We start from the raw sequence: 22,062 nt of genomic DNA, 5'->3' as shown, positions 1-22,062 counted from the left end.
TTTTTAACCTTTAATTTTTATCAAAGATGTCAGAGCTACAAAATATAAAGAATAGATTTGGGATTATAGGTAACTATCCCGTACTCAATAGAGCTTTAGAAAAGGCCATACAGGTAGCACCCACGGATATTTCGGTTTTGGTGATTGGAGAAAGTGGGGTTGGTAAAGAGTTTATCCCTAAAATCATTCACGCCGAATCACGCCGAAAGCATCAACCTTATATCGTCGTAAACTGTGGGGCTATCCCAGAGGGTACTATAGATTCCGAGCTTTTTGGACACGAAAAAGGGGCTTTTACAGGGGCAACTTCCACACGAAAAGGCTATTTTGAAGTGGCAGACGGCGGAACTATCTTTTTAGATGAGGTAGGAGAGTTACCTTTACAAACACAGGTTCGTCTGTTGCGTGTATTAGAAAGTGGAGAGTTTATGAAGGTAGGGTCTTCCCAAATACAGAAAACCAATGTGCGTATTGTGGCAGCCACTAATGTTAATATGTTGAGTGCAATCCAAGATGGGCGTTTTCGTGAGGATTTGTTTTACCGTCTGAATACGGTGCAGATAGATATGCCACCACTTAGAGAACGCAAGGGAGATATCCATTTGCTTTTTAGAAAATTCGCGATTGACTTTGCAGAAAAATACCGTATGCCTGAACTTAAACTTACTGATGATGCGATAAGCTATTTAGAACAATATCCTTTCCCTGGGAATGTGAGACAGTTGAGAAATTTGGTAGAGCAGATGACGGTGGTAGAGCAAAAAAGAGAGATAGATGCTGTAAGATTAGCGGAGTATATTCCTACAGAAAATAAATTGCCTGCTTTAGTTCAGAAGAATACAATGGGTAGCTCGGGTTCTGATTTTAGTTCCGAGAGAGAGATTATGTATAAAATACTCTTTGATATGAGGAACGATATCAATGATTTAAAATCACTCACTTCGGAGCTGATAAAAAATAGAGGGAATTCTGATTTTAGCCATCACGAGAAAAGTCTTATCAATAGAATTTACACACCAGATACGGCGGCGGTTAATACAGGGTCTTTACTTTATTTTGAAAATCAAAATAGTGGTATGGAGTCTGGTATGGTAGCACCTGTGCAAGATGATGTGGAAATTGAAGATATAGAGGTAGAAGAAGCTAAGCCAGAATCTTTATCTTTGCAGAACAATGAGCGAGAGCTTATTGTAAAAGCACTAGAAATGCATAACGGAAGACGAAATAAAGCGGCGGAAGCATTAGGTATTTCTCAACGAACGCTTTATCGTAAGATTAAACAATATGATTTAGAAGACTAAATTATGAATATCATCTATCATCAAATGAGATTGAGTAAAATATTATTTTCATTTTTGAGTTTCTTGTTCCTAACAAGTTGTTATAGCTTTACGGGGAATTCTTTGACACCGGAGATGAAAACAATACAGATAAAAACATTTCCTAACAATGCAGCTTTGGTAAATCCAGAGTTAAGTCAGCAGTTTACCATAGCTTTACAAAACAGGTTTTTGCAGAGAACAACCCTTAAAGGAGCCACTCAAAACCCTGATTTGATGATAGAAGGAGAGATTGTAGATTATCGCCTTAACGAGCCAACCACGATATCTACAGGAGTGTCCACACAAGGTGGAGTGATGCAAGCAGCTCAAAACAAACTAGTAATTAGTGTTAAGGTAAGGTATGAAAATAAAATAGACCCTCAGCTTAGTTTTGATAGAACCTATACCGATGAAGCGGTTTACAATAGTGATTTAGATATTACTCAGATAGAAAGTTCTCAGGTTCAAATCGTGAATGAGAGAATCATCAATAAGATATTTAACGACATAGTAGCCAACTGGTAAAATTATGAATGCTAGAATTTTAGAACTTATAAAACAGCCTCAACTTATTCAGAAAGACGATGTGGCTTTGCTAGATAAAGAGCTTAAAAATCAACCTTATCTACAGTCGCTAAGGGCTTTGAAGTTGATGGGGACTCATAAGTTTTTTCCTGAGAATTATAATTCTGTTTTGTCAGAAACAGCTGCTTTTACCACAGATAAAAAGATATTATATCAGTTGATTTTTGGTAAACCGAAAAAAGTAGAGGAGGTTCAATCTTTGGTTTCTGAAGAAGAATCTGTTGAGAAGATAGAAGAAGCGGTAACTCCAAGCGAGACCAATGTCTTATCTGAAAACGCAGAGGAAGTACCTGTGGCTATGGGTATTGTTTTAGAGGAGGAAGAGTTAGAAGTGGTAGATTTTGATGAAGCTATGGAGTCGCAATCATCAATCACTGATGAGGTTCAGAATGATGAAAAAATAGGGATTGTAGAAGAAGTCAATACTCAAAAAATAGAGGTAGATAGAGAGGAAGTTTTTGAGGCTGATAGCAAAGAGGAAGAGGCTACAAGTTTAAGTTTTCAAGAAATGGAAGCATTTTTACCAAACATTAAATTTAAAACTCCTGAAACAGAATTGAAGACTGAAAGCAACATAAAAAGCGAAGTGGCTAAAGAAAACATAGTAGAAGATCAAAAGCCTGTTGTAAAGGAGGAAACTCCTACGGAAGTTTTAGTAGAATCTATGGAAGATAAGTTAAATGACAGTTCTCAACCAGAAGAAAATTTAGCTTCAGAATGGAAGCCTATGTCTATTGAAACGCATTTGCCTGATGCATTGATAGGTAAACCAAAGCCATCTCAAGAACCTAAGGTGGAGGTGAAAGAAGAAGTTATTTTGGTAGAAAATAATAATACAAAAACTTTAGTAAAGGAAGAAACTCCAGAAGATTTAGAAGAGGAATCCGAAGAAAGACAAGCCTTAAATGTGTCGTTTTTTAGTGATACTCCTGCTCCGATAGATACTGTTATTGCTACTGAAACTCAACCAGAGGTTGAGGAAAGTAATGTCCCAAGTTTCATCAATACTTGGCAAAATTGGCTCAAAATAGATAGGACGGCGATTTCTGAAGTTGATAAAAAATCTCAAATTATAGACAAGTTTATAGAGACTAACCCTAGTATTGCTAAGGTAGATAAACACACACCTATTAAAGAAGAAAAAGAGTTTGTAATCAAAGAAAAAGGTGATGATATTTCTCATCTAATGACGGAAACCTTAGCTCAGCTTTATGTAGAACAACATCTTTACACTAAGGCTATTGAGGCTTATGGTATATTGCAAAATAAATATCCAGAGAAGGTTGATATTTACGCAGAAAAAATAGAAAAAATTAAACAAATGAGAATGGGCGGGAGAGCTTAGCTTTCTCTAAGTATTACTTTTTGCAAAGTTTTATAAAATCTTCTTCTACCAACTGATATTTTTTAGGCATTTCTGCAGATACCCAAAATATCATAGCGTGGGGTGTAACTCCAAATTTTTGATGAAATAACTCTTTGTTTAGGCGATAGCATTCTCTCAGGAGTCTTTTCACTCTGTTTCTGTCGGTAGCTTTTTTGAAATAGCGTTTAGATACAGAAACTCCGATTTTACTTGTTTCCGCATTAGTGAAAATAAGTCTAATGTTGCCACAAGTTTGCCATTTTCCTTTTTCAAAAAGAGTGGTAATATCTTTTTTAGACTTTAATCTTTCAGATTTAGGGTAGGTGTAACTCATGCGTCTTTTTTAGTAAGGTGATTGATAACTTCAGCTGCTGCGTGGAGACCAAATAATGCTGGCATAAAGCTAATAGTGCCATAAAAAGATTTTTTAAAATTAGACCCATCAGTCATTTTAAGGCTGTCCTCTTTTTGTAATTCGGTGGAGAATACACACTTAATACCTTTATTGATCTTCTCTTTACGAAGTCTTTTTCGTATTTGTTTGGCTAAAAAACAGTTATTGGTTTTACTAATATCTCTCACCATTACTTTGGAAGGGTCTGTTTTGCCACCAGCTCCCATAGCACTCACTATTTTTATTTTATTTCTTTTAGCAGCTAGGATAAGAGAAAGCTTTGGCGAAACACTATCAATGCAGTCCAAAACATAATCAAACTTTTCTTTGGTGAGAATGGACTCCATTCGTTCAGGAGTGAGAAACTCATTGATGGCTGTAAGGTCTAAGTTAGGATTGATGTCTTTTAATCTCGCATAAACCAATTCTACCTTAGGCTGGTTTACGGTAGAGTGTAACGCTGGAAGTTGCCTGTTGATGTTGGTAATATCTACTGTATCTCCATCTATTATCGTCATTTTTCCTACACCAGCTCTTGCTAAAAATTCTGCAGCAAAAGAGCCTACGCCGCCCAATCCTACTACCAAAATATTGGCGTTTTGTAGTTTATTTAGCCCGTCTTGTTTTATTAAAAGTTCTGTCCTTTCCAGCCAGTTATTTGTCATAAATTTAATTTTAAAACATTTAGAATGTTGTTTTCAATCTTACTTTTAAGTTTTTGTACAGAAAGCTGTTTAAGCTCTGCAGCTTTCATATAAACTTGCTCTATATTATCAGAAGAGTCATCAGTTTCTAAAAAAATCCTTTCTATGGGAGTTTCTATAAAAACATTTTGCAAAGATAAATTTTTAAAAAGAGCTGTGCCAAAAGAAAGATAAAAACCTTTTTCTAAAAGCATATTTGCAATATTTTTATTCTTATTAAACCCGTGGAAAATAACAGGGATACCTAGATTTTTACAAAGTCTAGCAACTTCATTATGCCGTTTTACACAGTGGATAACTAGAGGTTTCTTTAGAGTTTTTGCTAACTCTATATGAAGTTTAAAAACCTCGGCTTGTAAATGTTCATTAATGGGAACTAATGCATCTAATCCGCACTCTCCTATGGCGATACATTTCTCATTTTGTGCGATTATTTTTATGTTTTGCAATGTTTTTTCATAATCAGATGTAATATCCATTGGGTGAATTCCTATAGAAAAATAATCTTGATATGAATAATTCTCTTTAGGAAGATTATAAATACCAAATTTGGTTAGGTTATGGTGATGAAAATTGAAAAACATGCCAACGAAGATACTAAAATGAGAATATATCTAATATATTTTTTCTAATTTTGTAGTAAATGAGCTGTGTATGAATCAAAACTTTACTCAAAAACAAATTAATATTCTTAATGCTGCAGAGGAGCTAATAGCAAAGAAAGGATTTGATGGAGCGTCCGTTAGAGAAATAGCAAAGAAAGCAGGAGTAAATGTGGCTATGATTTCCTATTATTTTGGGTCAAAAGAAAAAATGATGGTTTCTCTTTATCAGTACAGGGTAGAGAAGACTCGAGAGATGTTTAGCCTTTTTACCCAAACTATAGCTAAGGCAAGCCCCGAAGTTCAGATTTCAGAAATGGTCTCTTTTATTGTAAAGCAGATGCTGAAGTTTAATTACTTTCACGGATTTGCAACTCAAGAGATTGGTTTTAATTCTAATTTAGCAGTTTTTTTACAAGATTTTTATGAGTTATGTACGCATAGACTAGAGGAGGCAATACAAAAAGGCATTGCAATAGGAGTATTCAAAAAGATAGCTAAGCCAGAAGAAATATTAGCCAGTCTTATTGGGACAGTATTGTTTGCGATTAGAAATCAGTTTTTTTATAAAAGCTATTTACCTAAAGGAGAGGCTTATTTACCTGCATTGGAGAAAAAAATGGAACATCATCTTAAGACGATGCTTTACGCAATTTTAGGTTATGAAGAATAAAAAAATCCCTATCTTAAAAAAGATAGGGATTTTTACTGTATAATATTTTGAAATTTGGTTTAGAAAGAGACTTCACTAGTGTCATTTCCTCTAGAGAAATTCATGTTCTTTTGATTACCCTTGTAGGATATATTAACAAGGTTAAGCTGTTTAGGGTAGGCTTCCAATAGTATGGCATTCTTTATTTTAATTGTACTGATGGAAGCTACATTATTTATTTCATAGTAAATCCAAACACTTTCACCACTTACTTGGCTACCTGTGAAGGTAATTGCTTGAGGCTTACCATTGATAGAAACCGCAACCTTAGAGTTGATGTATTTTTTCAATTCAGCTTCAAAAGCGGCTGTTCTTGCATCTACTTTAATTACATCAGTAATGTGAGAAGTGTTTAGTTTTGTAGTAAACTTTAAAGTGTTGTTACCATCTATATAGTCTACTTTAGTCATTGTAGAGTAAAACTCACTAGGGAAGAAACTCATTACAAAACTCACTAAAGCGAAAATACCTAATATGTTTAAAAACTTTTTCATTATAATTGTTTTTTGTTATGTACTATAATCTCAATAATTATGCCAATACTAGAAATTGACACTAATGGCATATTTCTCATAAAAAGCTTTAATGTGTGCTACAGCTTCTTCGGCAGTATCTACCACACGGAACAGGTTGAGGTCTTCTGGAGAAATTAGCTTGTTTTCAAGTAGTGTATCTTTAAACCAGTCTAATAATCCGCTCCAAAACTTAGAACCTACTAAAACGATAGGGAATCTACCAATTTTATGGGTCTGTATTAAGGTAAGAGCTTCGGATAGTTCGTCTAGTGTTCCAAAACCACCAGGCATTACGATGAATCCTTGTGAATACTTTACAAACATTACCTTTCTTACAAAGAAATAATCAAAAGTCATGTTGTAGTCTTTGCTTATGTAAGGGTTAAAGTGTTGCTCAAAAGGAAGTTCAATGTTTAGCCCAATAGACTTACCCTTTGCTTCAAAGGCACCTCTATTCCCTGCTTCCATAATCCCAGGTCCGCCCCCCGTGATAACTCCAAATCCTAGTTCTGTTATTCTCTTCGCAATATCTACGGTCATTTGGTAATAAGGGTCGTCTTCTTTTAGTCTGGCAGAGCCAAATATAGAAACACAAGGTCCTAATTTTACCATACTTTCGTAGCCGTTTACAAGTTCGGCCATTACTTTAAATACCATCCAACTATCTTTGGTAATGCTTTCATCCCAAGTTTTAGGGCGGAAACTATCACTTATACGGTTGTCGGTAGAATCGTTATTACTATTATTGTCTATCATAAAAAATATTTTTCTGCTTCTGTTATGGCTTTAGGCTTGCCTACATCTATTAGTAGAGCATCATGCTCATAGCCTATAATTACTTTTTCATTCATTAGGTCTAAATACTCATCAATAATAGAGAATTTACCTTTTCGTTTAATTCTTGAGAAAATCTCTGAAGAAACACAATGTATTCCACTAAATGCTAACTCTTTGAATGTATCGTTGGTTTTGGATAGTTTTAGCTCTCCAGTATTTTTGTTAATCCAACCACATAAAATTTTATTTTGGTCAAAAAGGAGTTTTCTAGAACTTTCCCTGTCCGATACGGCAAGAGTTACCATTTGGTTTGATGATAAATGAAAATCTACAAACTTTGTAATATCAAGATTGGTTAGAATATCTGCATTCATCACCAAGAAGTGAGATTCTTTCTCTAATAAAGGTCTTGCAAACATCATACCACCACCAGTTTCTAAGAGTTCATTAGTTTCATCAGAAATTTCTATGTTGGCACCGAAATAATTATTTTCCTTGAGGAAATCTGAAATTTGATTTCCGAAATGATGTATGTTAATCACAAAATCATTGATACCAAATGATTGTAAATATTTAATATTTCGTTCTAAAAGGGGAATACCATTCACTTTAGCGAGAGCTTTCGGATGTTCGTCTGTAAAGGGTTTTAGTCTTGTGCCTTTGCCTGCTGCAAAAATCAGTGCTTTCATATAAGGTTATATTAGCTGGTTTTCTATAAAGTCTAGAATATCTTTGGCTACTTCTTTTTTTGATTTTAAATCAAATGTGTTGGTTGCTTTAGAAGTAATGATACTGACTTTATTGGTGTCTTTTTTGAATCCCGCCCCATTATCTTTAAGGGAATTGAGAACAATCATATCTAAGTTTTTCTTTTCCAATTTAGCTTTGGCGTTTTCTTCTTCGTTTTGTGTTTCTAAAGCGAAACCTACCAAAATTTGATGCTTTTTTTGTTCTCCCATTGCTTTGAGAATGTCAGGGTTTTTAACCAATTCTATGCTGAACTGCTCTTCTTGTTTTTTTATTTTTTCGGAAGCCACAACTTTGGGAGTATAATCGGCAACGGCGGCACTCGCAATGGCAATATCTACATCGTTATAGTATTTAAAAACTTCTTGGTACATTTCTTTTGCGGAAGTTACCGAGTGTAGTTCTATATTAGGGTGATGTGCGATTTCGTTAGAAGGTCCAGAGATAAGAATAACCTTTGCACCTCTTTGTGCAGCAGTTTCGGCTAAAGCGTAGCCCATTTTTCCAGAGGAATGATTGCCTATAAATCTCACAGGGTCTATAGCTTCGTAGGTTGGTCCAGCCGTGATGAGTATCTTTTTCTGATTGAGTTTTGAAGTAGAGTTTTGACTCTCAAAATACTCATGGATATGATTGAAAATAGTGCAAGGTTCAGCTAATCTACCGATACCAACCAAACCACTCGCGAGTTCGCCTTCTTCTGCTGGAATGATGTGGTTGCCAAATGTGGTTGCTAAATCTAAATTTCTTTTAGTAGAAGGGTGTTGATACATATCCAAATCCATTGCAGGAACAATAAATACAGGGCATTTAGCCGACAGATAGGTAGCGATTACAAGGTTATCACAAATTCCGTGAACCATTTTGGCTAAAGTGTTTGCTGTACATGGGGCAATAATCATAGCGTCAGCCCAAAGTCCTAGTTCTACATGGTTATTCCATTCTTCGTCTTCCGAAATAAGTTCAGATAAAACTTCATTCTTGGATAAAGTGGCTAAAGTTAATTTAGAAACAAACTTTTCAGCAGAGGGAGTTAATATAACCTTTACATTAGCTCCAGCCTTAACAAAATCTCTGACTAATAAATTGATTTTGTAGGCAGCTATTCCGCCTGTAATGGCTATTAGGATTTTTTTATTGTTCAAAATCATAGTGTCTTTTCACTTATAGGGCGACTAATATAGTTTTTTTATTTCAATATAGAAAAAAGCAAATAAAAAACGCTTCCTTTTCAAGTGGGAAGCGCTTTATATGTATAGCTTGATTTTTAAGCTTTTTCTTCTCTTCTTCTGAAGTAAACTTCGTCATCTAGCCACTCTCTTATTGCAATAGATGTAGGCTTAGGTAGTTTCTCATAAAGTTTAGAGATTTCTATCTGCTCTCTATTTTCAAAAACTTCTTCTAAAGTAGCATTGTGTACAGCAAACTCATCTAACTTATTGTGAAGCTCCGTGCGAATTTCTGCGTTTATCTGCTCAGCTCTTTTACCCATAATTACTATAGCTTCATAGATAGAGCCTACTTTTTCTTCTATTTTATCACGATTATAAGTAATAGTGTTTACTTCTGCTTTAGAATCTTTTACACTCATTTTAGGTGGGTATTTTATTGTTTAGGTCTGCAAAGATAAATAATTATATATAACAAAAAAAATGTTTTTTGAGTAAGCCTTATTTAGTAGCTTTTTCTTTTTCTTCTCTCTCCTTTTCTTTAGCCTTTAGTTCCTCTTTCTTTTGTTCTACAAGTTTCTCTAACTTAGAAAAGTTATCTAATTCAGTATTTAGTTTTTTTCTAAGGTCTAGAGCGGTTTTAGAAATATCCGTGTTTGGATAATTTTTTTCCATGAGATAAGTATAAGCTACGGCATGTTCTAATCTTTCTCTCTTAAGTTCAAACCTAGAATCTATGGCTAGTTTAGCTTTTGCGTCCATAAGCATAGTTTCTATTTTTGGACGAAGTTTTGTAGATGGGAAATCATCTAAAACATTCTCAAAAGCGATGATAGCAGATTTTAGCTCTAGCATTTTATAGTATTGACGAGCATTCTCATACGCTTTAAACTCAAGCTTGTAAGAGAGTTCGTTTATTAGTTCGTTGATGTTCTTAGCTCTTTCGGAGTTAGGATAATTAGTTAGAAAGTTTTGTAACTCATTTATTGCTAATTCTGTATCCTTTTGGTCTAGGTTGTAATCCATAGAGCCTTGGTAGTAGCAAATAGCAGACATGTAAGCGGCTTCTTCCTTTCTAGGGTCGCTGGCGAGAGCATTATTGGTTGAAAATCTTTTGAACTGATGTCCGGCTATTCTATATTGTTTGTCGTAGTAGTTAGCATAAGCCGACTTAAATAAGATATCAGAGGCCTCATCTGTACCAGAAATTAGATTCTGAACTCTTTCGTATAAACTTAGAGCTTCCTTCCATTTCTTCTTGGTGTACATTTCATTAGCTGTTTTTAGAATCAGATCTTTATCAGCACTTTTCATTGCTAGGTCGTATTGTCTGTTACAAGATACCGAAAGCAGAGCTAATGAGAGTATGAGAATGTATTTCTTCATTATTTATTTAAATTATATAATTTGCAAAAATAAACCTTTTTTACTAAATCTTTTCTTTTTATGAAATTTTAACATAGAAAGGGTGTTGATGTTTGTTTTTGAGGTGTTTTGGTGAAAAAATAGAGTAATATTATGTACCTTTGTACGAGTTAAAATTAAATTTAATGAGGAAGAAAACTTACCTTGTTACAGGAGGGAGTGGTTTTATTGGTTCTCATCTTGTTGAAATTTTGTTGAAATGTGGACATTCTGTCATAAATGTGGACAATTTTGATGATTTCTACGATTACAAAATAAAAATACAAAATACTTTAGATTCAGTAGGAGTAACAACAAATTTTGAATTTGAAAATAAAGATTCTGATATTACAAAGTTAGCCTCTTTGGTTAATAAAGATAATTATAAAATTTATTATCAGGATATTAGAGATAAAGAAGGACTAGGGGAAATATTTAAAAATCATCGTCCTGATGTGGTGATTCACTTGGCGGCTTTGGCAGGTGTTCGCCCTTCCATAGAAAGACCTTTGGAATATCAAGAAGTGAATATCAAAGGTACTATGAATCTTTGGGAAGTGGCTAAAGATTTAGGTGTTTGTAAATTTGTAATAGCTTCTTCTTCTAGTGTTTATGGTAATAATGAGAAAATTCCATTTTCGGAAGAGGATAATGTGGATAGACCAATTTCGCCTTATGCAGCCACTAAAAAATGTGTGGAAATTTTGGGACATACTTACCACCATTTGTATGGTATGGATATGGTTCAGTTGAGATTTTTTACAGTTTATGGCCCTAGGCAACGCCCTGATTTAGCGATACATAAATTTACCAAAATAATTAAAGAGAACGAGCTGGTGCCATTTTATGGTGATGGCAATACGGCTAGAGATTACACTTTTATCGATGATATCATTGATGGTATAATGAAGTCTATAAAATATGTAGAAGATAATACAGGGGTTTATGAAATTTTTAATTTAGGTGAAAGTGAGGTAGTCCCTTTACATAAAATGCTGTCAACCATAGAGGAAGAGCTGGGTGTTAAGGCTACTCTTAATAAATTACCAATGCAGGCAGGAGATGTGCAAAAAACCAATGCAGATATTAGAAAGGCACAACAGAAAATAGGCTATGCACCAACTACAAACTTCCAAAATGGCATAAAAAAGTTTGTGGAATGGTTTTTGAGAAAGTAGTCGCAAGTATTTATAAATTAACCTTTAATTATAACTTTAAAGATAAAGAATAATTCACTTTATTTTTTATTTTTGCAAAAAATATAGAATATTATGTACTGGACATTAGAATTGGCATCTTATTTAAGTGATGCCCCTTGGCCAATGACAAAAGCGGAGCTTATAGACTACGCTATTAGAACAGGTGCTCCAATGGAAGTAGTAGAAAACCTTCAGGCGATAGAAGACGAAGGCGAAATCTATGAGAGCATAGAGGAAGTATGGAGCGATTATCCTACGGACGAAGACTTCCTTTGGAACGAAGACGAATATTAAAATTAAACACAATTGTGAGACTTGCAGCATTATGGCTGTAAGTTTCCTTTTTAGTTACTATCAAAAAGCACCAGCATTATAGCTGAAAAAATGAACAATTAGATTATGAGTTTTTTAAACACAATCCTTAAAAGTTTCCTCGGAAATAAAAATGAAAAAGACCTTAAAGAGGTAAAGAAAGTAGTTGCTAAAATAAAAGCTGTTGAGCCAGAAGTAGGAAAACTTTCGGACGATGGTTTGAGACAAAAAACAGAAGAATTTCAGAATAAAATTAAAGAAGCTACCTCTAAAATAACCTCACAAGTAGAAGAGCTTAAGGAGAAAATTAAAACCTCTAAAGATGTTGATGAAAAAGAAGCTTTATTCAACAAAATAGAAGAGCTTAAAAAAGAAGCCTATCAGATAGAAGAGAAAGTACTTACAGATATTCTTCCTGAGGCCTTTGCGGTTTTAAAAGAAACGGCACGAAGATGGGCTCAAAATGGAGAAATTAGAGTAAAAGCTAACGATAGAGATAGAGCTTTAGCAGCAACCAAAGACTTCGTTGTGATAGAAGGTGATGAGGCAGTATGGTTAAATCATTGGGATGCCGCAGGGACTAAGGTGCAGTGGGATATGGTTCATTACGATGTTCAGTTTATAGGAGGTGTGGTGCTACATGGTGGTAAGATAGCAGAGATGGCGACTGGGGAAGGTAAAACTTTAGTAGGTACGCTACCTATTTACCTTAATGCCTTACCAGGAAGAGGAGTGCATGTGGTAACGGTGAATGACTACCTTGCGAGAAGAGACTCCGCTTGGATGGGACCATTGTACGAATTCCACGGACTTAGTATAGATTGTATTGATAACCATCAGCCTAACTCTGATGCTAGAAGAAAGGCTTATCAATGTAACATTACTTACGGAACTAATAACGAGTTTGGTTTCGATTACCTAAGAGATAATATGGTAAATTCGCCTAACGAAATGGTACAGGGTGAACTTAACTATGCTATCGTAGATGAGGTGGACTCTGTATTGATAGATGATGCTAGAACGCCTTTGATTATATCTGGTCCAGTGCCTCAGGGAGACAGACAAGAATTTGATGTACTTAAGCCTTCCGTAGATAGAATTGTAGATGTTCAGAAGAAGACGGTTTCTACAATATTCCACGAAGCAAAAAAACTAATTGCTCAAGGAAATACTAAAGAAGGTGGCTTTAAACTTTTACAAGCGTACAGAGGTTTACCTAAAAATAGACAACTGATAAAATTCCTTTCAGAAACGGGTAATAAAGCTCTTTTACAGAAAGTAGAAGCACAATATATGCAAGATAACAATCGTGAAATGCCAAAGGTAGATAAAGACCTTTATTTCGTGATTGATGAAAAAAATAATCAGATAGACCTTACAGACAAGGGAGTTGAGTACATGTCTCAAGGAAACTCCGATCCTAATTTCTTCGTTCTACAAGATATAGGAACTGAATTGGCGGAATTAGAAGCACAGAACTTACCTAAAGAAGAAGAGTTTGCTAAGAAAGAGGAATTGTTTAGAGACTTTGCTGTAAAATCAGAGAGGATACACACGCTTAACCAACTTCTAAAGGCATACACCCTTTTTGAAAAAGACGACCAATATGTGGTAATGGATGGTGAAGTGAAGATTGTAGATGAGCAAACGGGTCGTATTATGGAAGGACGCCGTTATTCAGATGGTCTGCACCAAGCTATAGAAGCTAAAGAAAATGTAAAGATAGAAGCAGCTACTCAGACTTTTGCTACAATTACTCTTCAGAACTATTTCCGTATGTACAACAAGTTAGCGGGTATGACGGGTACTGCCGAAACAGAGGCGGGCGAATTCTGGGAAATCTATAAATTAGATGTGGTGGTGATTCCAACCAACCGTCCGATACAAAGAAATGATAAACACGATTTAGTATACAAAACCAATCGTGAAAAATATAATGCTGTAATAGAAGAAGTGGAGAAATTAACTTCGGCGGGAAGACCTGTTTTAGTGGGTACGACTTCGGTAGAAATTTCGCAACTACTTTCTAAAGCATTACAATTAAGAAAAATTCCGCACCAAGTACTCAATGCTAAACTTCACAAAAAGGAGGCAGAGATTGTAGCCGAAGCAGGAAGAGCGGGTGTCGTAACCATAGCAACCAATATGGCGGGTCGTGGTACCGATATTAAACTAAGCAAAGAAGTGAAAGATGCTGGAGGTTTGGCTATTATTGGTACAGAAAGACATGATTCTCGCCGTGTGGATAGACAGTTGAGAGGTCGTGCAGGAAGACAGGGAGACCCAGGTAGCTCACAATTCTATGTATCGTTGGAGGATAATTTGATGCGTCTTTTCGGTTCAGAAAGAATTGCGAAAATGATGGATAGGCTAGGGCATAAAGAGGGCGAAGTAATACAACACTCTATGATTACTAAGTCTATTGAAAGGGCACAGAAGAAAGTGGAGGAAAACAACTTTGGTATTCGTAAAAGGCTGTTGGAGTACGATGATGTAATGAATAAGCAGAGAGATGTGATTTATAAGAGAAGAAAGAACGCACTCTTTGGAGACCACTTAAAGTATGATATTGCTAATATGATATTTGATGTGTCTCACTCTATTGTTAATCAGACTAAGATGCACGGAGATTACAAAGATTTTGAGTTTGAAGTTATTAAATACTTCACTATGGAGGCTCCTGTTTCTGAGGCTGATTTCAAAAACAAGACAGTTAAGGAACTTACCGATATCGTCTTCAAAAAGGCTCAAGAAGATTATGAAATGAAACTTAATCTGCTTAAAGAAAAGTCGTTCCCGATTATTGAAAATGTGTACCAAAACCAAGGTAATATGTTTAAGATGATACAAGTGCCTTTTAGTGATGGTACTAAGACAATGACTATTCTCGCAGATCTTAAAGAAGCATACGAAACGCAGTGTGATAGTCTTATCAACGATTTCGAGAAAAACATCTGCTTATCTATTATTGATGAGAATTGGAAACTCCATCTAAGAGAAATGGACGATTTACGCCGTTCTTCTCAAGGAGCAGTTTATGAGCAGAAAGATCCGTTGGTAATTTATAAACAAGAGTCTTTCCACTTGTTTAGTGAGATGGTAGATAAAATCAATAAGGAGATTATTTCTTTCCTTTATAAGGGGGAAATACCAGCATAAGATTTTTATTGAAAATATTGAAAGGCTTTCCAAATCTATATAGGAAAGCCTTTTTGCTATAAAAAAATAAAATTGTACTTTTAGACTTTGTAAATTAATCGTGTTTTTATGACAGTTTCAAATTTGTCAAGCCGTATGGCTTTGGGAATAGATATAGGAGGTACCAACACTAAGTTTGGTTTGGTGAATCATAGAGGAGAAATTTTAGGAAAGGGAAGAATAAAAACAGACTATGATGATATAGATGATTTTATAAATGCACTCTATAAAGAAATAGAACCTATATTAGAACAACACGATGCTAAAAGCCAATTAGAAGGTATAGGCATAGGAGCTCCTAACGGTAACTACTATAAAGGGACTATAGAAAATGCACCTAACCTCAAATGGAAAGGAATAGTGCCTCTAGCAGAGAAAATTACTGCGAAATTTGAGGTGCCGTGTAAGGTAACTAATGATGCCAACGCAGCGGCTTATGGAGAAATGATGTTTGGGGCCGCAAGAGGAATGAAAGATTTTATAATGATAACTCTAGGTACAGGTGTTGGGAGTGGAGTTATTGCTAACGGTCAGTTGGTGTACGGTCATGATGGTTTTGCGGGGGAACTAGGGCATACCATAGTAAAACCAGGGGGAAGAAAGCATTGGAGTACAGGTTCGGAAGGGAGTTTAGAGGCTTACGCTTCTGCAACAGGTATTGCGATAACGGCTAAAAAGATGAGGGCAGAGTTTCCAGAGTCTATGCTTAATAATTACCCAGAGGAACAGATTAACGCTAAAACAGTACACGAGTGTGCTTTGGCAGGAGACCCTACGGCAATAGAAGTCTTTAGATATACTGGTCAAAAGTTGGGAGAAGCATTGGCTAATTTTGTGATGTTTTCTTCTCCGGAGGCTATTTTATTATTTGGTGGTGTTATAAAGGCGGGAGATTTCATTCTAAAACCAACAAGGCTGCATATGGAGAGAAACTTATTACCTATATTTAGAGGTAAAGTAAAATTAGTTTTTAGTGAGCTAGACGAAGCAGATGCAGCAATATTAGGAGCGAGCTCTCTAGTTTGGGAAAAATAATTATTTACAAATTGATATAAATAAAAAAGGAGAACCAATTGTGTTCTCCTTTTTTTATTTGAATTCTATAATGATTCTTTAGCTTATAGGCTAACTCTTCTAAATCCTACGATTTCTACATCATCACCGAAAGACTTCACATATTCAGCTACTTTTTTGCTGTCGTCTTTAATGAAGTTTTGGTCTAATAATGCTTTCTCTTGGTCTAGAGTTGTGTTATCACTGATGAATCTTTGGATTTTACCAGGAATAATTTTATCCCAAATTTGCTCAGGCTTACCTTCTGTTTTTAGTTCTGCTTTAGCATCTTCTTCAGCTTGTTTTAGAACTTCTTCAGTAAGTTGTGCATAAGAGATGTATTTAGGTACATTCTTCAAAGGCTTACCTAAACGAACTAGTTCTTCGTTTTCTTTCTCGATTACAGCAATACGAGCTTCAGTTTCGCTAGCGATGTAAGCTGGATCAAAATCTTTGTAAGAAAGCGTTTCAGCTCCCATAGAAGCTACCTGCATAGACACATCTTTAGCTAAATCTGCAGCTTGGTCGAAGCTTTTAGAAAGAGCAGTGATAGCAGCTATTTTATTTCCTACGTGGATATAAGCTCCTAGATAAGCACCTTTAATAGTTTCAAATGCACCGATTTCAATTTTCTCTCCGATAACCCCAGTTTGCTCGATAAGTTTATCAGCTACGGTCATTCCTCCGAAGTCAGAAGCTAAAAACTCTTCTTTGCTAGAGTAGTTAATTGCTTGTTCAGCTAATTTGTGAGCTAGTGCTACGAAATCTTCGTTTTTAGCTACGAAGTCAGTCTCACAATTAAGAGCGATAATAGCACCTGCAGTGTTGTCTGCATTTACTTTAGCAATAACAGCTCCTTCCGCAGACTCTCTGTCAGCTCTATTAGCAGCTACTTTTTGTCCTTTTTTTCTAAGGATTTCTATTGCTTTATCAAAATCTCCTTCAGCTTCTACTAAAGCTTTTTTGCAGTCCATCATTCCTGCCCCTGTAGTGTTTCTTAGTTTTGCAACATCTGCTGCAGCTGGTGAATACATAATAATAATATTTTTAGTTATTTTTTTATCTCTATATTTGGGTCTCTAAATAAACCCGTGCAAAGATAATAATTTTAGCATAAACTAAAAATAGAGTTTTTGCGTTGTTTTAGATAACGAGTAAAGAGTTTAAATTATAAGAGAGATGAGAATGAAATTTAAAATACTAATGATATGTGGACTACTTTTTAGTACGGTTTTATGGGTAAATGCACAATCAAAATATACACCTCAACAGGTGGAGACATCTGACGATATTAAGGTAATTGCTAATTTTATAAAGTATAATCCAGACCACCCTGATACGCCTAAATTTAAGGCTAAACTTTATAATATACTTAATGGTAATACCTCAAATGATTCTAAAAAGAAAACAGCATCTACTCCAGTAGTGGTAGAAAAAAAAACATCATCTAAGACAACTAATAATACTAAAAATAATTCTTCTAAGACAGAAAATGAGAAAGCTGCTGATATGATTAACCATCTTTTAGGCGATACACCTAACGAAAATGAGGCTTATTTTTCTGTAAGAAATAAGTCCAAATGTCCAATTATCCTTAAAATTAGTGATGGTAGAAGGACATTAGAACTAAATATCCCAGCTTTAGGTAGAAATGCGACTTTATTACAAAAAGGGACTTATCAATTTTCATCTACGGTATGCAATGCTCAGTTTAGCACTTCTAAAAAGGTAACTGATGATATGGAAATGGTCCTAGGGAACTAAATATAAATAAAAAAGAGGTTGTTTTATCAACCTCTTTTTTGTTACCCTTTAAATCTACCCATTGAAATAAATTTATCTTGTCTTTGAGATTCTAGCTCCTTAGCCGAGAATTTCTTAAAGGCTTTGATGTTATTTAAGATGGAGCTTTTTACATTTTGGTAAGCTACACTTGGGTCGTAGTGGGCTCCTCCTAGAGGTTCTTCTATAATACCGTCTATAATTTTTTCTTTGAGAGAGTCTTGTGCTGTTAGTTTCATAGTAGAGGCAGCCTCTTCCTTATGTTCCCAGTTTCTCCACAAGATAGCAGAGCAGTTTTCAGGAGAAATTACAGAGTACCAAGAGTTCTCCATCATATAAACTTTGTTACCAACACCTATACCTAAAGCACCACCACTAGCACCTTCGCCGATTACATAGCAGAAAATAGGGGTTTTAAGTTGGCACATTTCGTAGATGTTTCTTGCAATAGCCTCGCCTTGACCTCTTTCTTCCGCTTCTAGACCAGGATAAGCCCCTGGTGTATCTATAAAAGTAACCACAGGAATATTAAATTTCTCTGCTAATTTCATTAGTCTAAGAGCTTTTCGGTAGCCTTCAGGATTACTCATTCCGAATCTTCTGTGTTGTCTTTCTTTGGTCGTTCGCCCTTTTTGAGTGCCTATAAACATTACAGACTGTCCTTCAATTTTGGCTAAACCACCCACCATCGCGGTATCATCTGCGAAGTTTCTATCACCGTGCATTTCTACAAAGCTGCCTTCGTCTGCAATTCCTTTGATGTAATCTAAAGTGTAAGGTCTGTTAGGGTGGCGAGACAACTGTACCCTTTGCCAAGGCGTAAGATTACCGTATATCTCTTTCTTTTTCTTATTGATTTTATCTTCTATTTGGCTACACGCCGTTTTCATATCCACGCCACTTTCTTCGCCTACTAGAGAGCACTTTTCGTACTGCTCCATAAGTTCTTTTATAGGGGTTTCAAAATCTAAATATTCCATATTGATGAGATAATTTACCGTTCAAATTTAATAATTTTTTAATAAAAGAGATTTTACTTTAAAACCTCCAACGCCTTTTTTAATCTGTTAAGGCTTTCTTCTTTGCCAATGATTGCCATCAAATCTGGTACATCGGGACCTTTTAGCTCCCCAACGAGTGCCAAACGCAAAGGCATCATTACTTTACCCATACCTAAAGAATGTTCTGTTGCAAAATCGTGAATGGCATTTTTGATGGTTTCTGCATCGAAAGAAATAGCTTCTAGTACAGTTGTTAGAGCAGACATTACTCCGTGAGTATCTTCCTTCCAAGCTTTTTTAACGGCTTTCTCATCAAAAGATTGAGGGGCTTCAAAAAAGAACTTTCCTTCCTCGTAGATATCCTTTACAAAAGTGGCTCTTTCTTTCATTAGAGAAACTATTTTCAGAAGTACCTCATCAGAAATTTGTTCAGAATTAACGCCTTCTATTTGTTTTAATTCTTCCAAAAGTTGGTCGTTAGATTTTTGTTGTAGATATTGATGGTTGAACCACTTCGCTTTGTCTAAACTAAATCTAGCACCTGCTTTGTGTACTTTGTAGAGGTCAAACTCCTGAACCATCTCTTCCATAGATAAAATTTCTTTATCGTCTGCTGGAGTCCAGCCGAGGAGGGCTACCATATTTATAAACGCCTCTGGGAAATAGCCAGATTCTCTGTACCCTTTCCAAACTTCTCCGCTTTCGGGGTCTTGGAAATCTAATGGGAAAACAGGGAACCCAAACTTAGCTCCATCTCTTTTACTTAGTTTACCTTTGCCTTCTGGCTTTAATATCAATGATAAATGAGCGAACTCTGGAGCGTCCCAACCCATAGCTTCATATAGGAGTACGTGCAACGCCATAGATGGCAACCACTCTTCTCCCCTAATTACGTGAGTAATTTTCATTTCGTGGTCATCAATAATATTAGCGAAATGATAGGTTGGCATTCCGTCGTTTTTCACTAAAACTTTATCGTCTAAGTCGTTGGTATTTACGCTGAAATCCCCTCTGATAATATCCTTGAGGCTTACAATTCTGTCCACAGGCATTTTAAACCTTACCACATAAGGTGTTTTTTCTGCAAGTAGTTGCTCTACCTCTTCTTTAGGAAGGCTGATGCTATTTCTCAATCTGCCACGAGCTCTGTAATTGTACGCAAAAACGTCGCCTCTGCTTTCAAACTCTTTTCGGATAGCATCTAACTCTTCTGGAGTGTCAAAAGCGATGTAAGCATAATCTGTTTTTAATATTTGGTCAGTATATTGGTCGTAGATACTTCTTCGTTCCGACTGTCTGTATGGAGCATAAGGACCACCATGTTTAGGGCTTTCATCAGGGACGATGCCACACCATTCTAATGCTTCCATGATGTATTCTTCAGCACCTTCTACATATCTAGCAGAGTCGGTATCTTCTATTCTAAGGACAAAATCGCCTCCATGATGTTTTGCAAACAAATAGTCGTATAATGCCGTTCTTACACCTCCCAAATGTAAAGCTCCCGTAGGACTTGGTGCAAAACGAACGCGTACTTTTTCCATATTTTGATAATTCTTTTTTGAAACAGCAAATTTACAGAATGTAAACGCAAGTTTCTAATATTATTGAAGTTTTTTGGCACAAAAAGAATTTATGAAACTGATATTTATGGGTTCTTATGATGTCTAAACAAAACAGAAAAAGTATTATCTTTGCTCGGTATGGCAACAAAGGTTCTCTTCAATACGGTGGTAAATTGGTTCATTCGCCAAAGAATGGATCAGATACAAAATTTTATTAAGCATCCTATAGAAACACAAAAGGGTATTCTTTTTTCACAACTCTTCAAAGCTGAAGAAACGGTGTACGGAAAAGAATACGGATTTAAAAATATTTCTAGCTATCAGGATTTTTGTAATCAAGTTCCCATTGTAACCTATGAAGATTTTGAGCCTTATATAGAAAGGGCAAGAAAAGGCGAAAAAGATGTAATATGGAATGGCTACATCAGAAAATTCGCAAAGTCTTCTGGAACCACTAATGCTAAAAGTAAATTTATCCCAATTTCTGATGAAAGTCTAGAGGATTGTCACTTCAAAGCAGGGAAAGATTTAGTGTCTATCTACGCCAACAATCACCCAGAAAACACTTTATTTCAATATAAAAATTTAAGACTCGGAGGAAGCTCAGAGCTATATGAGGATTTTAATACTAAGTTTGGAGATTTATCGGCGATTTTAATAGAAAATTTGCCTTTTTGGGTAGAAATTACCACCACACCTAGCAAAAAAACCTCACTGATGTCCGAGTGGGAAACTAAACTGAAAGCCATTGTATCCGAAGTAAGGCAAGAAGATGTAGGAAGCCTTACAGGAGTGCCTAGCTGGATGATGGTGCTATTACAACGCATCTTGAAAGAAACAGGCAAAGGTTCCATCTCTGAACTTTGGCCTAATTTGGAAGTGTTTTTCCACGGAGGGATTAGCTTTAAACCTTATAGAGAGCAATACAAGGAGCTCATTGGGAAAGACATCAATTATTACGAAATTTACAACGCTTCCGAAGGGTTTTTCGGCATTCAAGATAGATCTGATAGTGATGAAATGTTACTAATGTTAGATTATGGGATTTTCTACGAATTTATTCCTATGGAACATTTTTCCGAGACCAATCTTAAGGCAATTCCGCTAGAAGAGGTAGAAGTGGGTAAAAACTATGCTGTGGTAATTACTACTAATGGAGGGCTTTGGCGTTACTTAATAGGCGACACCGTGAGATTTACCAGCACCGACCCTTATCGCATCAAAATATCGGGAAGAACCAAACACTACATCAACGCTTTTGGAGAGGAATTGATGATTGATAATGCCGAAATGGCTTTGCAAAAAGCGTGTGAAGCAACCGCTGCTAAGATAACTGACTATACCGCCGCTCCTATCTTTATGAAAGGAAGTGAAAGTGGGGCTCACGAGTGGGTTATAGAATTCAGCCAAGTTCCTAACGATATGGCAACTTTTGAAAAGGTGTTTGACGAAACTTTAAAAGCCATCAACTCCGACTACGAAGCCAAGCGTTATAATGATATGACGCTTAAAAAGCCTGTGATTCATATCGCTAGAGCTAACTTATTTTACGATTGGTTGGAAAGTAGAGGGAAACTAGGTGGACAAAACAAAGTTCCTCGTCTAAGCAACGATAGGGAATATATAGACCCTATTCTTGAACTAAATAGATAGTA

General features: G+C 35.8%; 22 protein-coding genes. 10 read left to right on the top strand and 12 right to left on the bottom strand.

The annotated features are described in order from the left end of the window. Positions 1–26: 26 nt before the first annotated feature. Genes GXW81_RS09340 through GXW81_RS09330 form a run of 3 tightly spaced genes read left to right on the top strand, consistent with a single transcriptional unit; the run spans position 27 to position 3,252 of the window. The gene (locus GXW81_RS09340; RefSeq protein WP_064970815.1) at positions 27–1,301 is read left to right on the top strand and encodes a sigma-54-dependent Fis family transcriptional regulator; all 1,275 of its coding nucleotides are present in this window, start codon (positions 27–29) and stop codon (positions 1,299–1,301) included. Positions 1,302–1,304: 3 nt separating this feature from the next. Further along, positions 1,305–1,847: an LPS assembly lipoprotein LptE gene (lptE, locus tag GXW81_RS09335; RefSeq protein ID WP_004916326.1), complete on the top strand. Its 543-nt coding sequence runs from the start codon at positions 1,305–1,307 to the stop codon at positions 1,845–1,847. Positions 1,848–1,851: 4 nt separating this feature from the next. Next, the gene (locus GXW81_RS09330; RefSeq protein ID WP_064970817.1) at positions 1,852–3,252 is read left to right on the top strand and encodes a hypothetical protein; all 1,401 of its coding nucleotides are present in this window, start codon (positions 1,852–1,854) and stop codon (positions 3,250–3,252) included. 13 nt (positions 3,253–3,265) lie between these two features. Here GXW81_RS09330 and rnpA read toward each other — a convergent pair whose 3' ends face one another. Genes rnpA through GXW81_RS09315 form a run of 3 tightly spaced genes read right to left on the bottom strand, consistent with a single transcriptional unit; the run spans position 3,266 to position 4,955 of the window. Further along, a complete protein-coding gene (gene rnpA / locus GXW81_RS09325; protein WP_064970819.1) occupies positions 3,266–3,607 on the bottom strand; it encodes a ribonuclease P protein component in 342 nt (113 codons plus the stop codon). Further along, positions 3,604–4,332 (bottom strand): ThiF family adenylyltransferase, encoded by a 729-nt coding sequence (locus GXW81_RS09320; RefSeq protein WP_064970821.1) that lies wholly within the window; start codon positions 4,330–4,332, stop codon positions 3,604–3,606. The genes rnpA and GXW81_RS09320 overlap by 4 nt, the downstream gene beginning before the upstream one ends. After that, a complete protein-coding gene (locus GXW81_RS09315) occupies positions 4,329–4,955 on the bottom strand; it encodes a TatD family hydrolase (protein ID WP_161532104.1) in 627 nt (208 codons plus the stop codon). The genes GXW81_RS09320 and GXW81_RS09315 overlap by 4 nt, the downstream gene beginning before the upstream one ends. Positions 4,956–5,025: 70 nt before the next feature. Here GXW81_RS09315 and GXW81_RS09310 point away from each other — a divergent pair, with 70 nt between their 5' ends. Beyond that, positions 5,026–5,646 carry a TetR/AcrR family transcriptional regulator gene (locus GXW81_RS09310; protein ID WP_161532103.1) on the top strand — a complete coding sequence of 207 codons (621 nt, stop codon included), beginning with the start codon at positions 5,026–5,028 and terminating at the stop codon, positions 5,644–5,646. 59 nt (positions 5,647–5,705) lie between these two features. Here GXW81_RS09310 and GXW81_RS09305 read toward each other — a convergent pair whose 3' ends face one another. The 6 genes from GXW81_RS09305 to GXW81_RS09280 form a co-directional block, all read right to left on the bottom strand. Beyond that, the gene (locus GXW81_RS09305; protein ID WP_161532102.1) at positions 5,706–6,179 is read right to left on the bottom strand and encodes a DUF6702 family protein; all 474 of its coding nucleotides are present in this window, start codon (positions 6,177–6,179) and stop codon (positions 5,706–5,708) included. Positions 6,180–6,227: 48 nt separating this feature from the next. Next, positions 6,228–6,956 carry a TIGR00730 family Rossman fold protein gene (locus GXW81_RS09300; RefSeq protein WP_161532101.1) on the bottom strand — a complete coding sequence of 243 codons (729 nt, stop codon included), beginning with the start codon at positions 6,954–6,956 and terminating at the stop codon, positions 6,228–6,230. Continuing rightward, positions 6,953–7,666 carry a nucleotidyltransferase family protein gene (locus tag GXW81_RS09295; protein ID WP_161532100.1) on the bottom strand — a complete coding sequence of 238 codons (714 nt, stop codon included), beginning with the start codon at positions 7,664–7,666 and terminating at the stop codon, positions 6,953–6,955. Before GXW81_RS09295 ends, GXW81_RS09300 begins: the two co-directional genes overlap by 4 nt. A 6-nt stretch (positions 7,667–7,672) precedes the next feature. Continuing rightward, the gene (gene coaBC, locus GXW81_RS09290; RefSeq protein ID WP_161532099.1) at positions 7,673–8,875 is read right to left on the bottom strand and encodes a bifunctional phosphopantothenoylcysteine decarboxylase/phosphopantothenate--cysteine ligase CoaBC; all 1,203 of its coding nucleotides are present in this window, start codon (positions 8,873–8,875) and stop codon (positions 7,673–7,675) included. A 116-nt stretch (positions 8,876–8,991) separates the two neighbouring features. Beyond that, positions 8,992–9,315 carry a DNA-directed RNA polymerase subunit omega gene (locus GXW81_RS09285; RefSeq protein ID WP_161532098.1) on the bottom strand — a complete coding sequence of 108 codons (324 nt, stop codon included), beginning with the start codon at positions 9,313–9,315 and terminating at the stop codon, positions 8,992–8,994. Between the two features lie 79 nt (positions 9,316–9,394). After that, the gene (locus GXW81_RS09280; protein WP_161532097.1) at positions 9,395–10,279 is read right to left on the bottom strand and encodes an outer membrane protein assembly factor BamD; all 885 of its coding nucleotides are present in this window, start codon (positions 10,277–10,279) and stop codon (positions 9,395–9,397) included. 164 nt (positions 10,280–10,443) lie between these two features. Here GXW81_RS09280 and GXW81_RS09275 point away from each other — a divergent pair, with 164 nt between their 5' ends. From GXW81_RS09275 to GXW81_RS09260, 4 genes are all read left to right on the top strand, one after another. Beyond that, complete coding sequence (locus GXW81_RS09275; protein WP_161532096.1) at positions 10,444–11,475, top strand: GDP-mannose 4,6-dehydratase; 1,032 nt, start codon at positions 10,444–10,446, stop codon at positions 11,473–11,475. Between the two features lie 93 nt (positions 11,476–11,568). Further along, entirely contained in the window at positions 11,569–11,790 is a 222-nt protein-coding gene (locus GXW81_RS09270) for a DUF2795 domain-containing protein (RefSeq protein ID WP_002662059.1), read from the top strand. Between the two features lie 105 nt (positions 11,791–11,895). Next, positions 11,896–14,967, top strand: coding sequence for a preprotein translocase subunit SecA (gene secA / locus GXW81_RS09265; RefSeq protein WP_161532095.1), 3,072 nt, complete (start codon positions 11,896–11,898; stop codon positions 14,965–14,967). Between the two features lie 108 nt (positions 14,968–15,075). Next, positions 15,076–16,041: an ROK family protein gene (locus GXW81_RS09260; RefSeq protein ID WP_161532094.1), complete on the top strand. Its 966-nt coding sequence runs from the start codon at positions 15,076–15,078 to the stop codon at positions 16,039–16,041. A gap of 83 nt (positions 16,042–16,124) precedes the next feature. On the opposite strand, the gene tsf is transcribed toward GXW81_RS09260, so the two are convergent. Further along, complete coding sequence (gene tsf / locus GXW81_RS09255) at positions 16,125–17,093, bottom strand: translation elongation factor Ts (protein WP_161532093.1); 969 nt, start codon at positions 17,091–17,093, stop codon at positions 16,125–16,127. A gap of 151 nt (positions 17,094–17,244) precedes the next feature. Here tsf and GXW81_RS09250 point away from each other — a divergent pair, with 151 nt between their 5' ends. Then, positions 17,245–17,823, top strand: a complete 579-nt coding sequence (locus GXW81_RS09250; RefSeq protein ID WP_161532092.1) for a DUF6759 domain-containing protein — start codon at positions 17,245–17,247, stop codon at positions 17,821–17,823. Positions 17,824–17,864: 41 nt separating this feature from the next. Here GXW81_RS09250 and GXW81_RS09245 read toward each other — a convergent pair whose 3' ends face one another. Continuing rightward, positions 17,865–18,821, bottom strand: a complete 957-nt coding sequence (locus GXW81_RS09245) for an acetyl-CoA carboxylase carboxyltransferase subunit alpha (protein WP_161532091.1) — start codon at positions 18,819–18,821, stop codon at positions 17,865–17,867. Between the two features lie 53 nt (positions 18,822–18,874). Continuing rightward, entirely contained in the window at positions 18,875–20,386 is a 1,512-nt protein-coding gene (gene gltX, locus GXW81_RS09240) for a glutamate--tRNA ligase (RefSeq protein ID WP_161532090.1), read from the bottom strand. Between the two features lie 159 nt (positions 20,387–20,545). On the opposite strand from gltX, the gene GXW81_RS09235 reads away from it, so the two are divergent. Further along, entirely contained in the window at positions 20,546–22,060 is a 1,515-nt protein-coding gene (locus GXW81_RS09235) for a GH3 auxin-responsive promoter family protein (protein WP_161532089.1), read from the top strand. The last annotated feature ends 2 nt before the right edge of the window (positions 22,061–22,062 follow it).

It is taken from the genome of Riemerella anatipestifer (genome assembly GCF_009932355.1).
GTDB lineage: Bacteria > Bacteroidota > Bacteroidia > Flavobacteriales > Weeksellaceae > Riemerella > Riemerella anatipestifer_E.
Note: the sequence above shows the minus strand (reverse complement) of the source record. Positions and strands in the feature narration are given on the sequence as shown.

Excerpts from the sequence above, each read along its gene's own strand:
- GXW81_RS09340 (WP_064970815.1), top strand. The coding sequence starts at position 27 with ATGTCAGAGCTACAAAATATAAAGAATAGATTTGGGATTATAGGTAAC.
- lptE (WP_004916326.1), top strand. The coding sequence starts at position 1,305 with ATGAATATCATCTATCATCAAATGAGATTGAGTAAAATATTATTTTCA.
- GXW81_RS09330 (WP_064970817.1), top strand. The coding sequence starts at position 1,852 with ATGAATGCTAGAATTTTAGAACTTATAAAACAGCCTCAACTTATTCAG.
- rnpA (WP_064970819.1), bottom strand. The coding sequence starts at position 3,607 with ATGAGTTACACCTACCCTAAATCTGAAAGATTAAAGTCTAAAAAAGAT.
- GXW81_RS09320 (WP_064970821.1), bottom strand. The coding sequence starts at position 4,332 with ATGACAAATAACTGGCTGGAAAGGACAGAACTTTTAATAAAACAAGAC.
- GXW81_RS09315 (WP_161532104.1), bottom strand. The coding sequence starts at position 4,955 with ATGTTTTTCAATTTTCATCACCATAACCTAACCAAATTTGGTATTTAT.
- GXW81_RS09310 (WP_161532103.1), top strand. The coding sequence starts at position 5,026 with ATGAATCAAAACTTTACTCAAAAACAAATTAATATTCTTAATGCTGCA.
- GXW81_RS09305 (WP_161532102.1), bottom strand. The coding sequence starts at position 6,179 with ATGAAAAAGTTTTTAAACATATTAGGTATTTTCGCTTTAGTGAGTTTT.
- GXW81_RS09300 (WP_161532101.1), bottom strand. The coding sequence starts at position 6,956 with ATGATAGACAATAATAGTAATAACGATTCTACCGACAACCGTATAAGT.
- GXW81_RS09295 (WP_161532100.1), bottom strand. The coding sequence starts at position 7,666 with ATGAAAGCACTGATTTTTGCAGCAGGCAAAGGCACAAGACTAAAACCC.
- coaBC (WP_161532099.1), bottom strand. The coding sequence starts at position 8,875 with ATGATTTTGAACAATAAAAAAATCCTAATAGCCATTACAGGCGGAATA.
- GXW81_RS09285 (WP_161532098.1), bottom strand. The coding sequence starts at position 9,315 with ATGAGTGTAAAAGATTCTAAAGCAGAAGTAAACACTATTACTTATAAT.
- GXW81_RS09280 (WP_161532097.1), bottom strand. The coding sequence starts at position 10,279 with ATGAAGAAATACATTCTCATACTCTCATTAGCTCTGCTTTCGGTATCT.
- GXW81_RS09275 (WP_161532096.1), top strand. The coding sequence starts at position 10,444 with ATGAGGAAGAAAACTTACCTTGTTACAGGAGGGAGTGGTTTTATTGGT.
- GXW81_RS09270 (WP_002662059.1), top strand. The coding sequence starts at position 11,569 with ATGTACTGGACATTAGAATTGGCATCTTATTTAAGTGATGCCCCTTGG.
- secA (WP_161532095.1), top strand. The coding sequence starts at position 11,896 with ATGAGTTTTTTAAACACAATCCTTAAAAGTTTCCTCGGAAATAAAAAT.
- GXW81_RS09260 (WP_161532094.1), top strand. The coding sequence starts at position 15,076 with ATGACAGTTTCAAATTTGTCAAGCCGTATGGCTTTGGGAATAGATATA.
- tsf (WP_161532093.1), bottom strand. The coding sequence starts at position 17,093 with ATGTATTCACCAGCTGCAGCAGATGTTGCAAAACTAAGAAACACTACA.
- GXW81_RS09250 (WP_161532092.1), top strand. The coding sequence starts at position 17,245 with ATGAAATTTAAAATACTAATGATATGTGGACTACTTTTTAGTACGGTT.
- GXW81_RS09245 (WP_161532091.1), bottom strand. The coding sequence starts at position 18,821 with ATGGAATATTTAGATTTTGAAACCCCTATAAAAGAACTTATGGAGCAG.
- gltX (WP_161532090.1), bottom strand. The coding sequence starts at position 20,386 with ATGGAAAAAGTACGCGTTCGTTTTGCACCAAGTCCTACGGGAGCTTTA.
- GXW81_RS09235 (WP_161532089.1), top strand. The coding sequence starts at position 20,546 with ATGGCAACAAAGGTTCTCTTCAATACGGTGGTAAATTGGTTCATTCGC.